General features: G+C 55.1%; 18 protein-coding genes. 13 read left to right on the top strand and 5 right to left on the bottom strand.

The genetic code is table 11. The annotated features are described in order from the left end of the window. The 9 genes from ACG74X_RS13720 to ACG74X_RS13680 all read left to right on the top strand — a co-directional run bounded on the left by ACG74X_RS13720 (position 1) and on the right by ACG74X_RS13680 (position 7,424). Positions 1–1,032: a MaoC family dehydratase gene (locus ACG74X_RS13720; protein WP_411235518.1), complete on the top strand. Its 1,032-nt coding sequence runs from the start codon at positions 1–3 to the stop codon at positions 1,030–1,032. Continuing rightward, positions 1,029–1,751 (top strand): DUF4344 domain-containing metallopeptidase, encoded by a 723-nt coding sequence (locus ACG74X_RS13715; RefSeq protein WP_411235516.1) that lies wholly within the window; start codon positions 1,029–1,031, stop codon positions 1,749–1,751. The genes ACG74X_RS13720 and ACG74X_RS13715 overlap by 4 nt, the downstream gene beginning before the upstream one ends. A gap of 211 nt (positions 1,752–1,962) precedes the next feature. Further along, positions 1,963–2,349: a succinate dehydrogenase, cytochrome b556 subunit gene (sdhC, locus tag ACG74X_RS13710; RefSeq protein ID WP_411235515.1), complete on the top strand. Its 387-nt coding sequence runs from the start codon at positions 1,963–1,965 to the stop codon at positions 2,347–2,349. Between the two features lie 9 nt (positions 2,350–2,358). Then, positions 2,359–2,730, top strand: a complete 372-nt coding sequence (sdhD, locus tag ACG74X_RS13705; RefSeq protein ID WP_411235513.1) for a succinate dehydrogenase, hydrophobic membrane anchor protein — start codon at positions 2,359–2,361, stop codon at positions 2,728–2,730. Between the two features lie 21 nt (positions 2,731–2,751). Next, a complete protein-coding gene (gene sdhA / locus ACG74X_RS13700; protein ID WP_411235512.1) occupies positions 2,752–4,557 on the top strand; it encodes a succinate dehydrogenase flavoprotein subunit in 1,806 nt (601 codons plus the stop codon). Continuing rightward, entirely contained in the window at positions 4,557–4,865 is a 309-nt protein-coding gene (locus ACG74X_RS13695; protein WP_411235511.1) for a hypothetical protein, read from the top strand. Before sdhA ends, ACG74X_RS13695 begins: the two co-directional genes overlap by 1 nt. Before the next feature lie 10 nt (positions 4,866–4,875). Next, entirely contained in the window at positions 4,876–5,655 is a 780-nt protein-coding gene (locus ACG74X_RS13690) for a succinate dehydrogenase iron-sulfur subunit (RefSeq protein ID WP_411235510.1), read from the top strand. A 7-nt stretch (positions 5,656–5,662) separates the two neighbouring features. Further along, positions 5,663–6,373 carry a ZIP family metal transporter gene (locus tag ACG74X_RS13685; RefSeq protein WP_411235509.1) on the top strand — a complete coding sequence of 237 codons (711 nt, stop codon included), beginning with the start codon at positions 5,663–5,665 and terminating at the stop codon, positions 6,371–6,373. Positions 6,374–6,581: 208 nt separating this feature from the next. Next, the gene (locus ACG74X_RS13680) at positions 6,582–7,424 is read left to right on the top strand and encodes an urea carboxylase-associated family protein (RefSeq protein WP_411235507.1); all 843 of its coding nucleotides are present in this window, start codon (positions 6,582–6,584) and stop codon (positions 7,422–7,424) included. Positions 7,425–7,426: 2 nt separating this feature from the next. On the opposite strand, the gene ACG74X_RS13675 is transcribed toward ACG74X_RS13680, so the two are convergent. The 5 genes from ACG74X_RS13675 to ACG74X_RS13655 all read right to left on the bottom strand — a co-directional run bounded on the left by ACG74X_RS13675 (position 7,427) and on the right by ACG74X_RS13655 (position 11,810). Next, complete coding sequence (locus ACG74X_RS13675) at positions 7,427–8,059, bottom strand: hypothetical protein (RefSeq protein WP_411235506.1); 633 nt, start codon at positions 8,057–8,059, stop codon at positions 7,427–7,429. Positions 8,060–8,112: 53 nt separating this feature from the next. After that, entirely contained in the window at positions 8,113–8,817 is a 705-nt protein-coding gene (gene deoD, locus ACG74X_RS13670; RefSeq protein ID WP_411235505.1) for a purine-nucleoside phosphorylase, read from the bottom strand. Between the two features lies 1 nt (position 8,818). Then, entirely contained in the window at positions 8,819–9,133 is a 315-nt protein-coding gene (locus ACG74X_RS13665; protein ID WP_411235504.1) for an H-NS family nucleoid-associated regulatory protein, read from the bottom strand. Between the two features lie 156 nt (positions 9,134–9,289). Further along, on the bottom strand, positions 9,290–9,769 hold the full coding sequence (locus ACG74X_RS13660; protein WP_411235503.1) for a hypothetical protein: 480 nt from the start codon (positions 9,767–9,769) through the stop codon (positions 9,290–9,292). A 64-nt stretch (positions 9,770–9,833) separates the two neighbouring features. Further along, complete coding sequence (locus tag ACG74X_RS13655; protein WP_411235502.1) at positions 9,834–11,810, bottom strand: methylmalonyl-CoA mutase family protein; 1,977 nt, start codon at positions 11,808–11,810, stop codon at positions 9,834–9,836. A gap of 240 nt (positions 11,811–12,050) precedes the next feature. Between ACG74X_RS13655 and ACG74X_RS13650 the strand changes: the two genes are divergently transcribed. The 4 genes from ACG74X_RS13650 to ACG74X_RS13635 all read left to right on the top strand — a co-directional run bounded on the left by ACG74X_RS13650 (position 12,051) and on the right by ACG74X_RS13635 (position 16,678). Then, a complete protein-coding gene (locus ACG74X_RS13650; RefSeq protein ID WP_411235501.1) occupies positions 12,051–13,418 on the top strand; it encodes a 1-acyl-sn-glycerol-3-phosphate acyltransferase in 1,368 nt (455 codons plus the stop codon). Positions 13,419–13,556: 138 nt separating this feature from the next. Next, the gene (gene ccrA, locus ACG74X_RS13645) at positions 13,557–14,843 is read left to right on the top strand and encodes a crotonyl-CoA carboxylase/reductase (RefSeq protein ID WP_411235500.1); all 1,287 of its coding nucleotides are present in this window, start codon (positions 13,557–13,559) and stop codon (positions 14,841–14,843) included. Between the two features lie 365 nt (positions 14,844–15,208). After that, positions 15,209–15,928: a helix-turn-helix transcriptional regulator gene (locus ACG74X_RS13640; protein WP_411235632.1), complete on the top strand. Its 720-nt coding sequence runs from the start codon at positions 15,209–15,211 to the stop codon at positions 15,926–15,928. A 111-nt stretch (positions 15,929–16,039) separates the two neighbouring features. Beyond that, a complete protein-coding gene (locus ACG74X_RS13635) occupies positions 16,040–16,678 on the top strand; it encodes an acyl-homoserine-lactone synthase (RefSeq protein ID WP_411235498.1) in 639 nt (212 codons plus the stop codon). Positions 16,679–16,694: the final 16 nt, after the last annotated feature.

Genomic DNA, 16,694 nt, shown 5'->3' with positions numbered 1-16,694 from the left:
ATGACCAAGACCAATGCGGGCCGGTTTTTTGAGGATTATGCTGTTGGTCAGGTGATCCGTCACGCGGTGCCGCGCACGGTGAAAATGGGCGAACGCGCGCTTTACCACGCGGCGTATCCTGCGCGGCATGCGTTGTATTCGTCAGATCAGTTTGCGCAGAACTGTGGCCTGCCGTTCAGCCCGTTGGACGACATGATCGCATTTCATGTGGTGTTCGGCAAAACAGTGCCGGACGTGTCTTTGAATGCGGTTGCCAACCTTGGCTATGCCGAAGGCCGATGGGTCACACCGGTTTGGCCCGGGGATACACTCAGGTCCGAATCCGAGGTGATCGGGGTCAAGCAGAATTCCAACGGTAAGACCGGGGTTGTCTGGGTGCGGACACGTGGATTGAACCAGCATGATGAACTGGTCATGGAATATGTGCGTTGGGTCATGGTGCGCAAACGCGATCTTGATGCCGATGCACCCGAAACTGTGGTGCCGGAATTGCGCTCGGTGGTGCCTGTTGAGGAGCTGGTGATCCCGAAGGGGTTGAATTTCACCAAGTATGATTTTGAACTCGCAGGGGAGCCACACCGGTTTGGCGACTATGAGATTGGTGAAAAGATTGATCATGTCGACGGTGTGACGATAGAGGAAGCCGAGCACATGATGGCGACACGGCTTTGGCAGAACACCGCAAAAGTGCATTTCGATGCCACGGTGCGGCCTGATGGGAAACGTCTGATCTATGGCGGGCATGTGATCAGCATGGCGCGGGCGTTGTCGTTCAACGGTTTGGCCAATGCCCAGATGATTGTCGGGCTGAATGGCGGCGCGCATGCGAATCCCTGTTTTAGCGGCGACACGGTGCGCGCCTGGTCAGAAGTGCTGGACAAAGCGGACACGGATGCACCGGGTGTCGGTGCCGTGCGCCTGCGGCTTGTTGCCGTGAAAGAAGGCGGATCGTTTGATCTGAAAGGTGATGACGGGAAGTATCTGCCGCATGTTCTGCTGGATCTGGATTACTGGGCTTTGATGCCGGTATGAGACACGCGCTTTGTCTGTGGGCGACGCTGGCTGCAAGTCCAGGCCTGGCAGACAGCGCCGAAGACGCCTTTGTCGAAGCCAATTTGCTGGGCGTCTTCTATCATGAATTGGGTCACGCCCTGATTGACGTGATGCGTTTGCCCGTATTCGGACAGGAAGAAGACGCGGCAGATACTGCTTCTATCCTGCTGATTGATCACCTGTACGATCCCGATGCTGCGGTGCAATTGGCCTACGATGTGTCAGATGGGTTTTGGGCCGAAGCCTTGGCAAACCAGGCCGATCCATCGCCCTATTGGGGGGTCCACGGCCCCGATGAGCAGCGGTTTTATAATACGGTGTGCCTGTTTTATGGCGGCGACCCGGACGGTCGCGATGCGTTCGCCGCCGATATGGGATTGCCCGAAGAGAGGGCAGACGACTGCCCAGAAGAATACGATCTGGCACTGGACAGCTGGGGTGCCGTGTTCGACGATTTGGAGGCGGAAGGTCTGCCGCTGACGTTTAAGGCAGAAGTCCCGCGCAGCCTAACCACAGTGCTGATCAAAGCCGAAATTGCTGCGCTGAATGATGATTTTGCCGTTCCGTCGGCGATTGAGGTGCGCACCGAATACTGCGGCGAAGCGAATGCGTTTTACGAGTCTGGTGATCAATCAATCACAATTTGTGAAGAATTCGAAAGCCATTTGCGCATGCTGTACGCAGTGTTGGAGCAATAAAAACATGACAAATGTGGGGTGATCACTGACGATTAACTGATTTCCGAATGAATAATCGTGTATGTGATCACGGTTTTTAGACGTGTGATCACAGATTTCGGGAAAACTTTCAAATTGCGCCAAAAAACCGCGCCTGTGTGCGGTTGGGGGCCGTGACTCAGAACTGAAATGCAATAGAAAGACTATCAGGAACCGGAAAGGACTCAGAATTATGGCTGACGTCAACCGGGGCAATCGGCCCCTTTCACCACATTTGCAGGTCTACCGCCCGCAGCTGACCTCGATCTCATCCATCCTGACGCGGATCACAGGCAACGCACTGATTGTTGCCTCTTTGATGATTGTTTGGTGGCTGTTCGCGGCGTCAACCGGGCCGGAGTACTTTGCCGTCGCGAACGGGTTTGTCACCAGTTGGTTTGGTGATTTGGTGATGTTCCTGTCAGTGTGGGCGCTTTGGTATCACACGCTGGCGGGGGTGCGTCACCTGATTTGGGACGAGGCCAAGATGTTGGAGCTGGACCGCGCCGAAAAGCTGGGCTGGGCTGTCATCATTGGGTCTGTCGTTCTGACAGTCTTAACCGTAATTATTGTTTGGTAGGGCCGCATCATGCCATTTTTGACGGATCGTAAACGCGCAGTGGGCTGGGGTGCCGCAGGCTCGGGAACCAAACATTTCTGGGCGATGAAGAAATCATCGGTCGCGCTTTTGGTGTTGATCCCTTTCTTTGTCTTTACCTTTGGCAATGTGCTGGGATCTTCTTTTGAAGAGGTGCAGGCCTACTACGCGCGGCCCTTTCCGGCGATCATTGCGGCCCTGACGCTTCTGGTTGGATTCAAGCATTTCAATGATGGTTTCCAAACGCTGATCGAGGACTACGTGCACGGGGTAATGGAGAAAGTTCTCATCCTTGGCATGACCTGCATCAGCTACGGCGCGGCTGCCGTTGGCGTTTTTGCAATCGCCAAAATGGCCCTTTGAAACATCGGAGCTTCTAAGACTATGGCTGCATACGAATACGAGACGCATGACTATGACGTCGTGGTCGTCGGCGCAGGCGGCGCAGGATTGCGCGCGACACTTGGCATGGCGGAACAGGGGTTGCGCACGGCGTGCGTGACCAAAGTGTTCCCGACCCGGTCACACACGGTTGCGGCACAGGGCGGCATTGCCGCGTCCTTGTCGAATATGGGGCCGGATCACTGGCAGTGGCACATGTACGACACGGTCAAAGGGTCGGATTGGCTGGGTGATACGGATGCAATGGAGTATCTGGCGCGCGAGGCCCCCAAGGCGGTGTATGAGCTTGAACATTACGGCGTGCCGTTCTCGCGTACCGAAGAGGGCAAGATTTACCAGCGTCCGTTCGGGGGCCACACGACCGAATTTGGCGAAGGCCCGCCCGTGCAGCGCACCTGTGCGGCGGCGGATCGGACCGGGCACGCGATCCTGCACACGCTTTATGGGCAGTCGCTGAAGAACAATGCGGAGTTTTATATCGAATACTTCGCCATTGATCTGATCATGTCTGACGATGGTGCCTGTACCGGGGTTGTCTGCTGGAAACTGGACGATGGCACGATGCATGTCTTCAACGCCAAGATGGTGGTGTTGGCGACGGGTGGCTATGGCCGGGCCTATTTCAGCGCGACGTCGGCGCATACTTGCACTGGCGACGGTGGCGGTATGGTGGCCCGTGCCGGGTTGCCGCTTCAGGATATGGAGTTTGTACAGTTCCATCCGACGGGCATCTATGGCTCGGGGTGTCTCATCACCGAGGGCGCGCGCGGGGAGGGGGGGTATCTGACCAACTCCGAAGGCGAGCGGTTCATGGAGCGCTATGCGCCAAACTATAAAGACCTCGCACCACGCGATTATGTCAGCCGGTCGATGACGATGGAAATTCGCGAAGGCCGTGGCGTGGGTGAAGAGGGGGATCACATCCACCTGAACCTGTCGCACCTGCCGGCCGAGGCTTTGGCCGAACGTCTGCCGGGGATTTCCGAGTCTGCGAAGATCTTTGCGGGTGTGGATGTCACGAAAGAGCCGATCCCGGTTCTGCCGACGGTGCATTACAACATGGGTGGCATTCCGACGAACTATTGGGGGGAGGTGCTCGACCCGTCCGAAAGCGATCCGAATGCAGTTGTTCCTGGCCTGATGGCCGTCGGCGAGGCGGGCTGTGCATCGGTGCATGGGGCGAACCGGCTTGGGTCAAATTCGTTGATTGACCTGGTCGTCTTTGGCCGCGCCGCCGCGATCCGCGCTGGCAAAGTTGTGGACCCAGAAAGTGCAGTGCCGCCGACGAACACCGCGTCAGTGGACAAAGCTTTCACCCGTTTCGACGCGTTGCGCCATGCAGCCGGGACTGTCCCAACTGCCGAGCTGCGGCTTGAGATGCAAAAAACGATGCAGGCCGATGCCGCGGTGTTCCGGACCGCTAAGACGATGAAAGAGGGGCTCGACAAGATGACCGCGATTGCGGGCAAGCTTGACGATATTCAGGTCACGGACCGCAGTCTTGTCTGGAACTCTGATTTGATGGAGACACTGGAACTGACCAACCTGATGCCCAATGCCCTGGCCACAATTGCAGGTGCAGAGGCGCGTAAGGAAAGCCGGGGCGCGCACGCGCACGAGGATTACACGACGCGGGACGACGAAAACTGGCGTGTGCACACCATCGCGCGGGTCGAAGGCACCAAAACCGATCTGAGTTACCGACCGGTTGTCGTTGATCCGCTGTCGCGCGAAGAAGAGGGTGGAATTGCCTTGAAAAAAATCGCGCCGAAGGAACGCACGTTCTGATGCGGCTTTTGCTGGTCTCTGTGCTGTTGCTTGTGGGCTGTTCGGTTCAGCAGCAGGATCAGCTGGCGCGAGAGGCCGCACGCGCCGCGATCACGCCTGTTCTGGCCGAGCGATTCCCTGGTGTTCCGCTTGATCCGACACTGGACTGCGTGATCGACAACGCCAATTCTGTCCAAATCAGAGCGCTGGCCTTGGATAGCGTGACCGGACCCACCGAAAACACGATACAAATCGTGAGTGATATCGTCTCAAAACCTGAGACACTGACTTGTCTGGCGGCGGAAGGCTTGCCAGCCTTGCTTCGATAAGGAGAGAGACATGGTACAACTGACGCTCCCTAAGAATTCGACGATCCGGACGGGCAAAACATGGCCCAAGCCCGAAGGTGCCACCAATGTGCGGAAGTTCAGCATTTATCGCTGGTCTCCCGATGATGGAGAAAACCCGCGGGTGGATACCTATTTTGTCGATATGGACAAATGCGGGCCGATGGTTCTGGACGCGCTGATCAAGATCAAGAACGAGATCGACCCGACGCTGACATTCCGCCGGTCTTGCCGCGAAGGTATTTGCGGGTCTTGTGCGATGAATATCGACGGGATCAATACGCTCGCCTGTATTTATGGGTTGGACGAGATCAAGGGTGATGTAAAAATCTATCCGCTGCCGCATATGCCAGTGGTGCGGGATCTGATCCCCGATCTGACGCATTTCTATGCGCAGCACGCATCGATCATGCCGTGGCTTGAGACCAAGACGAACCGCCCGGCCAAAGAGTGGAAGCAGTCCATCGAGGACCGTAAAAAGCTGGATGGCCTTTATGAATGCGTGATGTGCGCTTCTTGTTCTACGGCGTGTCCGTCTTATTGGTGGAATGGCGATCGCTACCTTGGGCCAGCCGCGTTGTTGCACGCGTATCGCTGGATCATCGACAGCCGAGATGAGGCCACCGGAGAGCGGTTGGACGAATTGGAAGACCCCTTCAAGCTTTACCGTTGTCATACGATCATGAATTGCACCAAAACCTGTCCGAAAGGGTTGAACCCGGCAAAGGCAATCGCGGAAATCAAAAAGATGATGGTCGAACGGCACGTGTGATTTGGCCGTGGATCACGCGGTTCTACAGGCGCTGATATTACCGACACTTGCCGGTATCACCATCCCGCTTGGGGCGTTCCTCGCGCGTTTCGATGTGCTGATGCCCGGTTGGATGCAGGATGAGTTTCGTCATTCTGTCATGGCATTCGGCGGAGGTGCGCTTTTCTCGGCGATTGCGCTGGTTCTTGTTCCCGAAGGCATTGCACGCGTGCAGGCCGTTCCCGCAATCCTTGCGTTTGCAGCGGGGGGCGTTGTGTTTGGGTTTCTGGATTACACGCTTTCCAGTGGCACAGGTCGGTTTGCGCAATTTATGGCGATGATGCTGGATTACGTGCCCGAAGCGATGGCGTTGGGTGCGATGTTAAGTGGCCAAACCGAGATAGCAGTGCTTTTGGCGGGACTGATCGCTTTGCAGAACCTGCCTGAAGGATTCAACGCATGGCGTGAAATGACCCAGGATCACAACCGGCCCGGATTGATCTGGGTGTTTATGGCTGTGGTCCTTGTCGGTCCGCTTGCTGCGCTGATTGGATTGTTTGTGCTGACCAATGCGCCTGCAATTCTTGGCACGATTATGCTCTTTTCCGCAGGTGGTATCCTGTATCTGATTTTCGAAGATGTCGCACCACATGTGCCGCTTGAACACCGCTGGGGTCCACCACTGGGCGCGGTGGCTGGTTTCTTACTGGGGTTGGCTGGTCATCTGGCCTCTATGTAAATCAATATGCCGATTTTTCTTATCCTTCTCTTGTTGGCAGTCCTTGGCTATCTTTGGTGGAAACGAACGCACACAACGCTGACGCGCAATTGCCGGTGGCGGCGGGTTGCGCCTGAGGAATGGCGGTGCGCGTATTGTGGTGCAGAAACGCAATCCAAAGAAGCGCCTTTGATATGTTTGAACCGTCCTTCGAAATGAGACTTTTCTGATGACCGTTCCATCTGATGCGGATGCGCGTCGCGCTGTTGCACCTGTGATTTGCTATCCGAATGACACCTTGCCGAAACCTGATCTCGGGCTTTATCAGCAGGCTCTTGCGCGATCGAAACCTATTGAGACCGTGTATGCTGCACCTCGGGATGCCTGCACGTTTCAGGTACCTGCAGGCAGCTTTTTTCGAATAACAAGTGTAGAAGGACCGCAAGTTGGGGATTTGAACCTGTGGCATGCGAATGATCTGTCCGAACGGTTCTACTCTGGCAAGACACGCGCTTTGCATGGCACACATGTGACACGCGGGGATCGGTTGTGGTCGACCTTTCCTAATTTACGCCCGATGGCGACCATTGTTGAAGACAGCCTGTCCTGGTACGGGATCGATCCGTTTGGGGGCGCGGTGCATGATGTGATTGGGACACGATGTGATCCCTATACGGGAAACCTGCTTGCCGGATCGCAGTACCATCATTGTTGTCATTCAAATCTGACTCGCGCCCTCGCGGATGCAACCGGGCTTTCGCTGAACGAGGCCGAAAGCAATGTTCACGACGTTCTGAATGTTTTTATGTGTACCGGGTTCACGCGGGATACCGGGCAGTACTTTATGAAGGCAAGCCCTGTGCGACCCGGAGATTTCCTGACCTTTTTCGCGGAAATCGACTTGTTGGGGGCGTTGTCCGCCTGTCCCGGCGGTGATTGTTCAGCCCAGCATTCAAGTGATGTTGCCACCTGTCATCCGCTTCGCGTCGACGTTTTGATCCCGCCAAAATCAGCCTTGGAGGGCTGGAGCGCGCCTGCTTTGAATGCGTATGATCGAAGCCACGGTCGGTAGCTTTATTCACCCATATCTCTGCCGTTCAGGCTTTCATAGGGATGGGTGATGATAATGGTCCAGTACATCAAATAGTGCAGGACAATCGGCCCAAGGCACATGGCAATCACCCAATTTGTCGGTGAACCGCTGCTGGCTGCCAGCTCGTTTCCCAAAATAAGAGCTGTCAGTCTGGCAATGTGCCAATTCGCGGCGTTACGCTTGGCCTCGACCCATGCGTTCCCGAAAGCGTTTGTCGTTGATTTGGCAGAACCGGCAAGTGTGAGGATTGTAAAGCCCAATGCGGTTGCGCCCAAAAGTAAACTGATTGCATGCTGTGCCCATTCCAAAGAAGGTGCGAACACAGCAACCGAACAAAGAACAAAGGGTGCAGCAAAAGCCCTTGGTCCGATAACCCGGCCGTTTTCCCTCTCAAAGCGCTCTGCAGTCATCGGAATGTTCAATCCAACGACGATGACATAGCCAAAAACCGCACATAGTACGGGCAGGATCAGGCCGACCTCTTCAAACGCAGATGCGTGGGGCGCGAGCAATGTGTAGGCGGCAAGAGTCGCAACACCAAACAACATCGTGTTGACCGGAAGCGGGACGCGGGACGTCACAAGGACGTAGAGGCCAAGGATATAGCTGTACATGCCGCCAGATGTGTCGGGAAAATGCGGCAGGAATATGGGTCAGAATTGGGCGTTTATTTGAACGCAGCCGTCAGCGCGACATCGACCATATCGCCAAAGCTGCGTTCGCGATCTTCGGCTGGCAAGGCTTCGCCGGTTTGCAGATGGTCTGACACGGTAAGCACCGCCAGGGCACGCACCGAATGGCGCGCTGCCAGATTGTAAAGTTCGGCGGCTTCCATTTCGACACCAAGAATGCCGTGGCGGGTCATTTGTTCGTTCAGTTCCGGACGTTCGTCGTAAAAAACGTCGGATGAATAGATGCCGCCGACATGCGTTGTCACACCTTTTGCCTGAGCGGCATCAACGGCTGCCCGCAAAAGAGCATAATCCGCACAGGGCGCAAAGTTGAGTTCTTTGAAGATTCCGCGCGATGGTGTCGATATCGTGCTTGCCGTCATTGCGATTACGATATCACGAACAGCAACCTGCGGCTGCATGCCACCGCAAGAGCCGATCCGGATCAGGGTTTTCGCACCATAATCGCGGATCAGTTCATTTGCATAGATAGATAAAGATGGCATGCCCATACCAGAGCCTTGGATCGTCACATAGTGACCATTCCACATGCCAGTATAACCCAGCATACCACGGACATCGTTGACCAATTTGGCGTCTTCCAGAAATGTCTCTGCGGCCCATTTTGCCCGATAGGGATCACCGGGCAGCAGAACGGTTTCAGCGATGTCGCCAGGCAGAGCTCCGATATGGATCGTCATTTCAAATCTTCAGATCGTCCAGGGATTTGCCAGCCGCCAGAGCCTCATTGACCCAATTGGGCTTGCGACCTTTGCCTGTCCAGGTCTGGCTTTTATCCGCCGGGTTGGCGTATTTCGCCGGGCCTTTGGTGCCTTTTTTCTTGGCAGAGCCATCCATCAGCTCATCCAGAGAGAACCCGTATTCCTTGGCAGCGGATTCTGCCGCCTTCTTTGCTTCGGCTAAACGACGGCTTTCAAGCGATTTCAGTGCTTTTTCCGCATCCTTGATAAGCTGTTTCAGCTCATCTTTCGACATCTGATTGACGTCTACACCCATTGGATATCTCCAGTTTATTCATTTTATTTTTCCGGGAAATATCTGACTGCACTTAAAAGTCAATTCGCGTCTCAAAAATGCAATTTATGAGCGTAAACCCGCAATTTGCGGTTGTCCATTGTGTGATTGGCTGTCAAATTATGACGCGGCTTGGCGTCAATTTCCCGCCATTGACTGCATGAGAGCCGCCGTAAACCCGGACGCTTCCATCCGGTCAAGGGAAAGTTGGGTAAGCCCACATTCCGAATTGATCTGGATTGCCAAGTCATCTGTCATGCCGTCCGGAAGAAAATCAAATTCGTCGCCAGACGAGTCGAGATCCATATCTGCCATCTGTGGTATCGCAGCATCCATGGCATCAAGCATTTTGTTGATCTCGTCTTTGCCTGCCGCAGCGTTGTATTTATCAAGCAAGCACGCCCCGGCTTTGCGAAAGCTGTCGTCCCATGCGCCGTCGGGGATCGCCGCGCGCAAGGGGGCAGGGTTTGCGCCCTCTTTTTCGGCCATGCGGACCATGGCTTCGAACATGGCGGCATTCATTTGTTCGGAAATATTTTCCAAACGATCCAATTGGCTTTCCGCGACGGCGGCGAAAGGAAATGTGGCACAAACACAAGTGATAATAATTCTACGCATCAAAGGCCTCTTAAGAAAAATGGGCCCGGAGTAGATACCGGGCACATTGACGATGCGTCAACTTTTACTCTGCCGCAACCGCTTTCGGATCTACCAGAACCACGATATCCATCATGATCGCGTTCAATTCAAAATCCTTTGGTGTGTAAACCTTGGCGACGCCCATGGCGCGCAGGCGGTCGGCGTCGTCGTCAGGGATAATGCCACCCACGATGACGGGGATATGACCAAGGCCCGCATCGCGCATTTTAACCATCATGTCTTCGACAAGCGGGATATGGCTGCCCGACAAAATCGAAAGACCAACGACATGAACTTCGTTATCCTGTGCGGCGCTGACGATCTGATCTGGTGTCAGGCGAATACCTTCGTAGTCGATCTCCATGCCGCAATCCCGGGCGCGGAAGGCGATTTGTTCAGCCCCGTTTGAATGTCCATCGAGCCCGGGTTTTCCGACGAGAAACTTCAATCTCCGGCCGAGCTTATCACTCACCGCATCGACAGCATCGCGGATGTGGTCAAGCCCCTCGGTTTTGTTGGAGATTGATTTGGAGACCCCGGTTGGGCCGCGGTATTCGCCATAGACCGCGCGCATTTCGCCGGCCCATTCACCAGTGGTAACACCGGCTTTGGCACAGGCGATTGAGGCGGGCATCACGTTTTTACCTTCCTTGGCAGCCGAGCGCAGGTCAGCCAGTGCGTTTTGCACCGCATCGCTGTCGCGGTCGGTGCGCCAGGCGTTCAGACGATCAATCTGTTCCTGTTCGACCGCCGGGTCGACCACCATGATCCCGCCATCTTCGGTTTGCAGCGGGCTGGGTTCCCCGTCGATCCATTTATTGACGCCCACAACAATAGTTTCATTGCGTTCGATGCGGTTCAGCCGATCTGCATTGGAATCGACCAGTCGGCCTTTCATGTAGTCTATCGATCCAATGGCACCGCCCATTGATGCAAGATTGGCAAGTTCGGCGCGCGCGCCGTCTTTGAGGGCTTCGACCTTGGCGTCGACGGCGGGATTGCCGTCAAACAGATCTTCATATTCCAGCAAGTCGGTTTCGTAGGCCAGAATTTGCTGCATCCGCATAGACCATTGCTGATCCCAAGGGCGGGGCAGGCCAAGAGCTTCGTTCCAGGCGGGCAATTGCACCGCACGGGCACGGGCGTTCTTTGACAGGGTCACCGCCAGCATTTCAATCAGGATCCGGTAGACGTTGTTTTCCGGCTGTTGCTCGGTCAGGCCGAGGGAGTTGACCTGAACGCCATAGCGGAAACGGCGGTATTTTGGATTTTCAACACCATAGCGCGTTTCAAGGATTTCATCCCACAGGTCCACAAAGGCGCGCATCTTGCACATTTCGGTGATAAATCGGATGCCCGCGTTGACGAAAAAACTGATCCGACCGCACAGCGCAGGAAAGTCCTCGGCCGGGACGCGGGGTTTCAGCTCGTCGAGAACCGCAATCGCGGTGGCTAACGCGAAGGACAATTCCTGTTCCGGCGTCGCGCCTGCTTCTTGCAAATGATAGGAACAGACGTTCATCGGGTTCCATTTCGGAATGTGGGTATAGCAATATTCTGCCACATCCCCGATCATCTTGAGCGATGGTTTCGGTGGGCAGATATACGTGCCGCGCGACAGGTATTCCTTGATCAGATCGTTTTGCACCGTGCCTTGCAGCTTGGACACATCTGCACCCTGTTCCTCGGCAACGGCGACGTAAAGCGACAAGAGCCACGGCGCGGTCGCGTTGATCGTCATCGACGTGTTCATCTGTTCCAGCGGGATCTGATCGAACAAGGTGCGCATATCGCCAAGATGAGAGATGGGCACGCCAACCTTGCCCACTTCACCGCGCGCAAGCACATGGTCGCTGTCGTAACCGGTTTGGGTCGGCAGATCGAAGGCCACGGACAGGCCCGTCTGACCCTTCGCCAGATTGCCCCTGTAAAGTGCGTTCGAGGCTTTGGCGGTCGAGTGGCCGGCATAGGTGCGGATCAGCCAAGGGCGGTCACGGGTCGGGGTCTGTGCGTCGGTCATGTTGGCTCCGTCTCAGGCGTGAAAGCCCGATGTAATCATATTGCGTTACAGTGGTGATACGCGTAACTTTATGTCGCTGTCAATTCGCTGCGCTGCGGCACACGCGAAAATGCTGCGTGAGCAAAGATTATCTGCAAATTGTCCAAATGGGCAGACCCAATTGCGCCTGGCCTAGCACTGGCCTTTTCATTCATTGCGTTGTGACTTGCAGTCTTATCCTGGCAGAGCCACGGTGCAGGCATGACACAAGACGTCACGCTGCCTTTCTGGGCTTTTTTGCTGATCCTGTTGTTTGCGGCGGTGACGTTTGCGTCCCATTTCCTGTTCCCGTCCGTGCGCTGGTTTTTCCGCCGCCGGATGGAGAAAGCGGTGGCGCGGCTTAATCAGCGGCTGGAGCGCCCTATTCAGCCGTTCAAGCTTTTGCGTCGCCAGGATATGATCCAACGGCTTGTGTACGATCCGGAGGTGACACAAGCGATTGTCGAGCATGCCGAGAACATGGGTGTCCGAGAGGACGTCGCCTTTGAGCGTGCGCGCCGGTATGCCCGTGAAATCGTGCCGTCCTTTTCAGCCTGGGCTTATTTTGGTTTTGCGATCCGGGCCGCGAAATTCTTAAGCACGTCCTTGTATCGCGTGAGGATGGTGCATCACGATTCGAAATTGGCGGATCTTGATCCTGAAGCGACAGTTGTATTCGTGATGAACCATCGTTCGAATATGGATTACGTATTGGTCACGTATCTGGCGGCGGATCGGTCTGCGCTGTCTTATGCCGTGGGTGAGTGGGCGCGCGTTTGGCCGTTGTCGCGCTTGATCCGGGCTATGGGGGCCTATTTCATCCGACGCAAATCGCGCGATCAATTGTATCGCAAAGTGCTGGCGCGCTATGTTCAGCAATCGACCAGCGCCGGGGTGACGCAGGCGGTGTTCCCGGAAGGCGGATTGAGCCTTGATGGGGCATTGGCCAAACCCAAGGTGGGAATTCTCAAGTATATTCTGGACGGATCAGTCGCGGCGAACAGGGATGTCGTGTTTGTGCCGATCGCATTGAACTATGACCGGGTGCTTGAAGACGCGATCCTGATCAAGGCGCAAGAGGCCGGAAATCGCAGATTTCGCGCGCGGATCAGCGTGGTGTTCATGGCTATCCTTCGGCAATTGTGGTTGCGCCTTACAGGTCGGTTTCACCGCTTTGGCTATGCGGCAGTCAGTTTTGGCAAGCCACTGCTGTTGAGCGAAGTGCCCGGCGGCACCGACAGTCCGGAAAAGGTGTCGGCACTGATTATGGAACGGATTGCGCAGGCGGTTCCGGTGCTTCCTGTGCCTTTGGTCGCGTCGTTGTTGATCGAAAATGGGCCTATGTCGCACACAGCTCTGTCAGAGGCGTTTAACCGGGCTTTGGACGGTTTGCAGGATGCGCAGGTGCATTTGCCGCGCAATAATCGGACATACGCGTTCGATTTCGGCCTGCGGACACTTATTGAACGGAACATCGTGCGCCAGCAGGATCAGATGGTGCATGTGGTGCCAGAGAAAGCTGTTTTGGCACGATTTTACGCCAGTTCCATCGCGCATCTCATCAAAGGCAGTGCTGCGAGCGCAAAGTGATTTCTGCGACTGCACGGTCATAAAGTTACAAAATTTGCTTTAATCTTGTTGCATAATTTCAAGATCAGCCATATTTCACTTTTAGACGCCGCGATTCTGCAATGCGGCACAATTTGACTCGACCTAAAGGAGGCTTCGATGGCTCTTGATCAACAAACGGGCATTGCGGAATACGACGCACCGGAGAAAGACTTGTACGAAATCGGTGAAATGCCGCCTTTGGGCTATGTCCCGAAGCAAATGTATTCGTGGGCCATCCGCCGCGAACGTCATGGTGAACCGGACCAGTCCTTCGAAGTAGAGGTTGTCGACACCTGGGATATTGACAGCCACGAGGTGCTGGTTCTGGTGATGGCGGCCGGTGTGAATTACAATGGTGTATGGGCTGGTCTTGGACAACCCATCAGCCCGTTTGACGGCCACAAGCAGCCCTTCCACATTGCTGGGTCCGACGCAGCGGGTATCGTTTGGAAAGTCGGTGACAAGGTCAAACGCTGGAAGGTCGGTGACGAGGTTGTGATTCACTGCAATCAGGATGACGGCGACGACGAAGAGTGCAACGGCGGCGATCCGATGATGTCGCCAACGCAGCGCATTTGGGGCTATGAAACGCCGGACGGCGCATTTTCGCAATTCACCCGCGTTCAAGCACAGCAGCTGATGCCGCGTCCCAAGCATCTGACGTGGGAAGAAAGCGCCTGTTACACGCTGACCCTGGCGACGGCGTACCGGATGTTGTTCGGCCATGCGCCGCATGAGTTGAAGCCGGGGCAAAACGTTCTTGTATGGGGCGCGTCCGGTGGACTTGGCTCTTATGCAATTCAGCTGGCCAATACGGCAGGGGCGAACGCAATTGGTGTGATTTCCGACGAGGACAAGCGCGATTTTGTCATGTCGATGGGGGCCAAAGGCGTCATCAACCGCAAGGATTTCAAATGCTGGGGGCAACTGCCAACGGTGAATACGCCCGAATATAAAGAGTGGTTTTCCGAAGCGCGCAAGTTCGGCAAGGCCATTTGGGACATCACTGGCAAGGGGGTGAATGTCGATATGGTGTTCGAGCATCCGGGCGAATCGACATTCCCGGTTTCGACACTGGTCTGTAAAAAAGGCGGGATGGTTGTGATCTGCGCTGGGACCACTGGGTTCAACTGCACCTTCGATGTGCGGTATATGTGGATGCACCAAAAGCGCTTGCAGGGATCGCATTTCGCACATCTCAAGCAAGCCGCGTCGGCCAACCAACTAATGGTAGAGCGCCGTTTGGACCCTTGCATGTCCGAAGTGTTCCCGTGGAACGAGATCCCGCAAGCGCATACCAAAATGCTGCGCAATGAACACAAGCCAGGCAACATGGCGGTTCTGGTACAGGCTCCGATCACGGGTTTGCGCACATTCGAAGATGCGCTTGCTGCGGGATCGTAACCAAGCGCTTACGATTGGCTGTTAAAAGACACCCGCGGTCCTGTCAGGGCCGCGGTTTTTTCTTTTGATAAAGGGTGTCTCAGCCAAATCAGTGTCATGGCGCAACATCCCTCGCTATTTCTGGGGAGTGGGATTCAGGGAATATGCAGATGTCTTTACACATGTTATGGTTGTGTTAACCTTCTATTAACCAGCAATAGGTGACGGTAATTTGGGACATGATTGGATTATAGACGTGTTGACAGATCTCAAGACGTTTGCACTTGCAAACGATCTGAAAGCGCTGGCCGCAAAGCTGGATGATACCCAGCTGGTCGCACTGGATGAGCTTGTGTCGCACGGTAAGGGACGGGACCGTGGGCTTCTTGGAGAAAGTACCTCAACTGGACGATGTGATAGCGCGGTTGGAGTGCGCAGAGCATCTTGACGAATTGCAAAGCGCCATCGAGTGGCTGCGTGATCTCTATGCGGTTGACGACATGGTGTATCACTGGGTGTCGAGTGATGGCGAGCAATATGGCTGCGGCACCTACGATCCGAAATGGGTTCTTCGGTATCTTGAAAAGGGCTATCTAAGGATCGATCCGGTGGTGCTGGGGTGCTACCAGCATTTTCATCCGGTAGACTGGAAACGATTTGACTGGTCCACCAAGTCGGCGCGGGCGTTCCGAAAAGATGCGATAGCCCATGGGATTGGCAATCAGGGATTTTCGATTCCGATCATGGGCCCGAACGGACAATTTGCGCTGTTTACAGTCAGTCATACTTGCGACGATGCGGAGTGGGCTAGTTTTACCGAACTGAACCGCCGGGATCTGATCTTATTTGCGCATTATTTTAATCAAACGGCTTTGCGCCTGGAACCGGGTCGAAAACCGGAACCGACGCAGCCTTTGTCGCCTCGGGAAGTCGAGACAATGACACTTCTCGCGGTTGGGTATAGTCGTGCGCAAGTGGCCGACACCTTGTCGATTTCAGAGCATACGCTGCGTGTCTATATCGAAAGTGCGCGATTCAAACTGGGTGCTTTGAATACGACTCACGCTGTTGCGCGTGCGATGTCGCGTGGCCAGATAGTGGTTTAAGAATCGTTTCCAAAACCGACACTGTTTTGGACGCAACACCGACCGAACGGTTCTGCAAGAAACAATTCATATTTGACCGGCAGGTTTTCCTCCCAAATGGAGGAACTGCTAGTGATTCGATATCTGTATGCCGACCAGTTGGCCCAATTTCCGCGCCTCGCACGCACCATGTTCGAGGACCGCGCAGATCAATTCAAAACGCGACTGGGTTGGGATGTTACCGTGGGCCCCGATGGTCAGGAACGGGACGCTTATGATGATCTAAATCCGCTTTACGTGATCTGGGAAAAAGCCGATGGCACCCATGGCGGATCAATGCGCTTTTTGCCGACAACTGGCCGAACGATGGTGAATGAACATTTCCTGCAGTTGACAGATGGTGTTCCCATTCAAAGCCCCCTGATTTGGGAATGCACCCGCTTTTGCCTGTCGCGACAGACCGAGCAGGGTACTGCCGCTGCTCTGATGCTGGCCGGAGGCGAAATCATGCAAGCGTTTGGTGTTGAACATTTTGTGGGGGTCTTCGACGCACGCATGGTTCGTATTTACAATCGGATCGGGGCCGCGCCAGACGTGCTGGGCACACAGGGCACCGGCAGAAGCGCCATCAGCGTCGGGCTCTGGGAATTCTCAACAGCGGCGCAAAAGCAAGTATCTCGTGTTGCGGGCGTTTCGCTGGCTGCATCCCGCGACTGGTTTGAAACAGCTTTTGGAAATCACACCGAACAAGCCTTTCAGAATGTCGCCTGACGCTGGTGCCTGCTGG

Origin of the sequence: Marivita sp. S0852 (assembly GCF_046591575.1) — a bacterium.
Classification (GTDB): Bacteria; Pseudomonadota; Alphaproteobacteria; order Rhodobacterales; family Rhodobacteraceae; genus Marivita.
This window is presented reverse-complemented; position numbering and strand designations above follow the sequence as displayed.

Bases quoted from the DNA above. Each gene is read 5' to 3' on its own strand.
- ACG74X_RS13720 (WP_411235518.1), top strand. From the start codon at position 1: ATGACCAAGACCAATGCGGGCCGGTTTTTTGAGGATTATGCTGTTGGT.
- ACG74X_RS13695 (WP_411235511.1), top strand. From the start codon at position 4,557: ATGCGGCTTTTGCTGGTCTCTGTGCTGTTGCTTGTGGGCTGTTCGGTT.
- ACG74X_RS13660 (WP_411235503.1), bottom strand. From the start codon at position 9,769: ATGCGTAGAATTATTATCACTTGTGTTTGTGCCACATTTCCTTTCGCC.
- ACG74X_RS13690 (WP_411235510.1), top strand. From the start codon at position 4,876: ATGGTACAACTGACGCTCCCTAAGAATTCGACGATCCGGACGGGCAAA.
- ACG74X_RS13650 (WP_411235501.1), top strand. From the start codon at position 12,051: ATGACACAAGACGTCACGCTGCCTTTCTGGGCTTTTTTGCTGATCCTG.
- ACG74X_RS13715 (WP_411235516.1), top strand. From the start codon at position 1,029: ATGAGACACGCGCTTTGTCTGTGGGCGACGCTGGCTGCAAGTCCAGGC.
- ACG74X_RS13655 (WP_411235502.1), bottom strand. From the start codon at position 11,810: ATGACCGACGCACAGACCCCGACCCGTGACCGCCCTTGGCTGATCCGC.
- sdhC (WP_411235515.1), top strand. From the start codon at position 1,963: ATGGCTGACGTCAACCGGGGCAATCGGCCCCTTTCACCACATTTGCAG.
- sdhA (WP_411235512.1), top strand. From the start codon at position 2,752: ATGGCTGCATACGAATACGAGACGCATGACTATGACGTCGTGGTCGTC.
- sdhD (WP_411235513.1), top strand. From the start codon at position 2,359: ATGCCATTTTTGACGGATCGTAAACGCGCAGTGGGCTGGGGTGCCGCA.
- ccrA (WP_411235500.1), top strand. From the start codon at position 13,557: ATGGCTCTTGATCAACAAACGGGCATTGCGGAATACGACGCACCGGAG.
- ACG74X_RS13680 (WP_411235507.1), top strand. From the start codon at position 6,582: ATGACCGTTCCATCTGATGCGGATGCGCGTCGCGCTGTTGCACCTGTG.
- ACG74X_RS13675 (WP_411235506.1), bottom strand. From the start codon at position 8,059: ATGTACAGCTATATCCTTGGCCTCTACGTCCTTGTGACGTCCCGCGTC.
- ACG74X_RS13665 (WP_411235504.1), bottom strand. From the start codon at position 9,133: ATGGGTGTAGACGTCAATCAGATGTCGAAAGATGAGCTGAAACAGCTT.
- deoD (WP_411235505.1), bottom strand. From the start codon at position 8,817: ATGACGATCCATATCGGAGCTCTGCCTGGCGACATCGCTGAAACCGTT.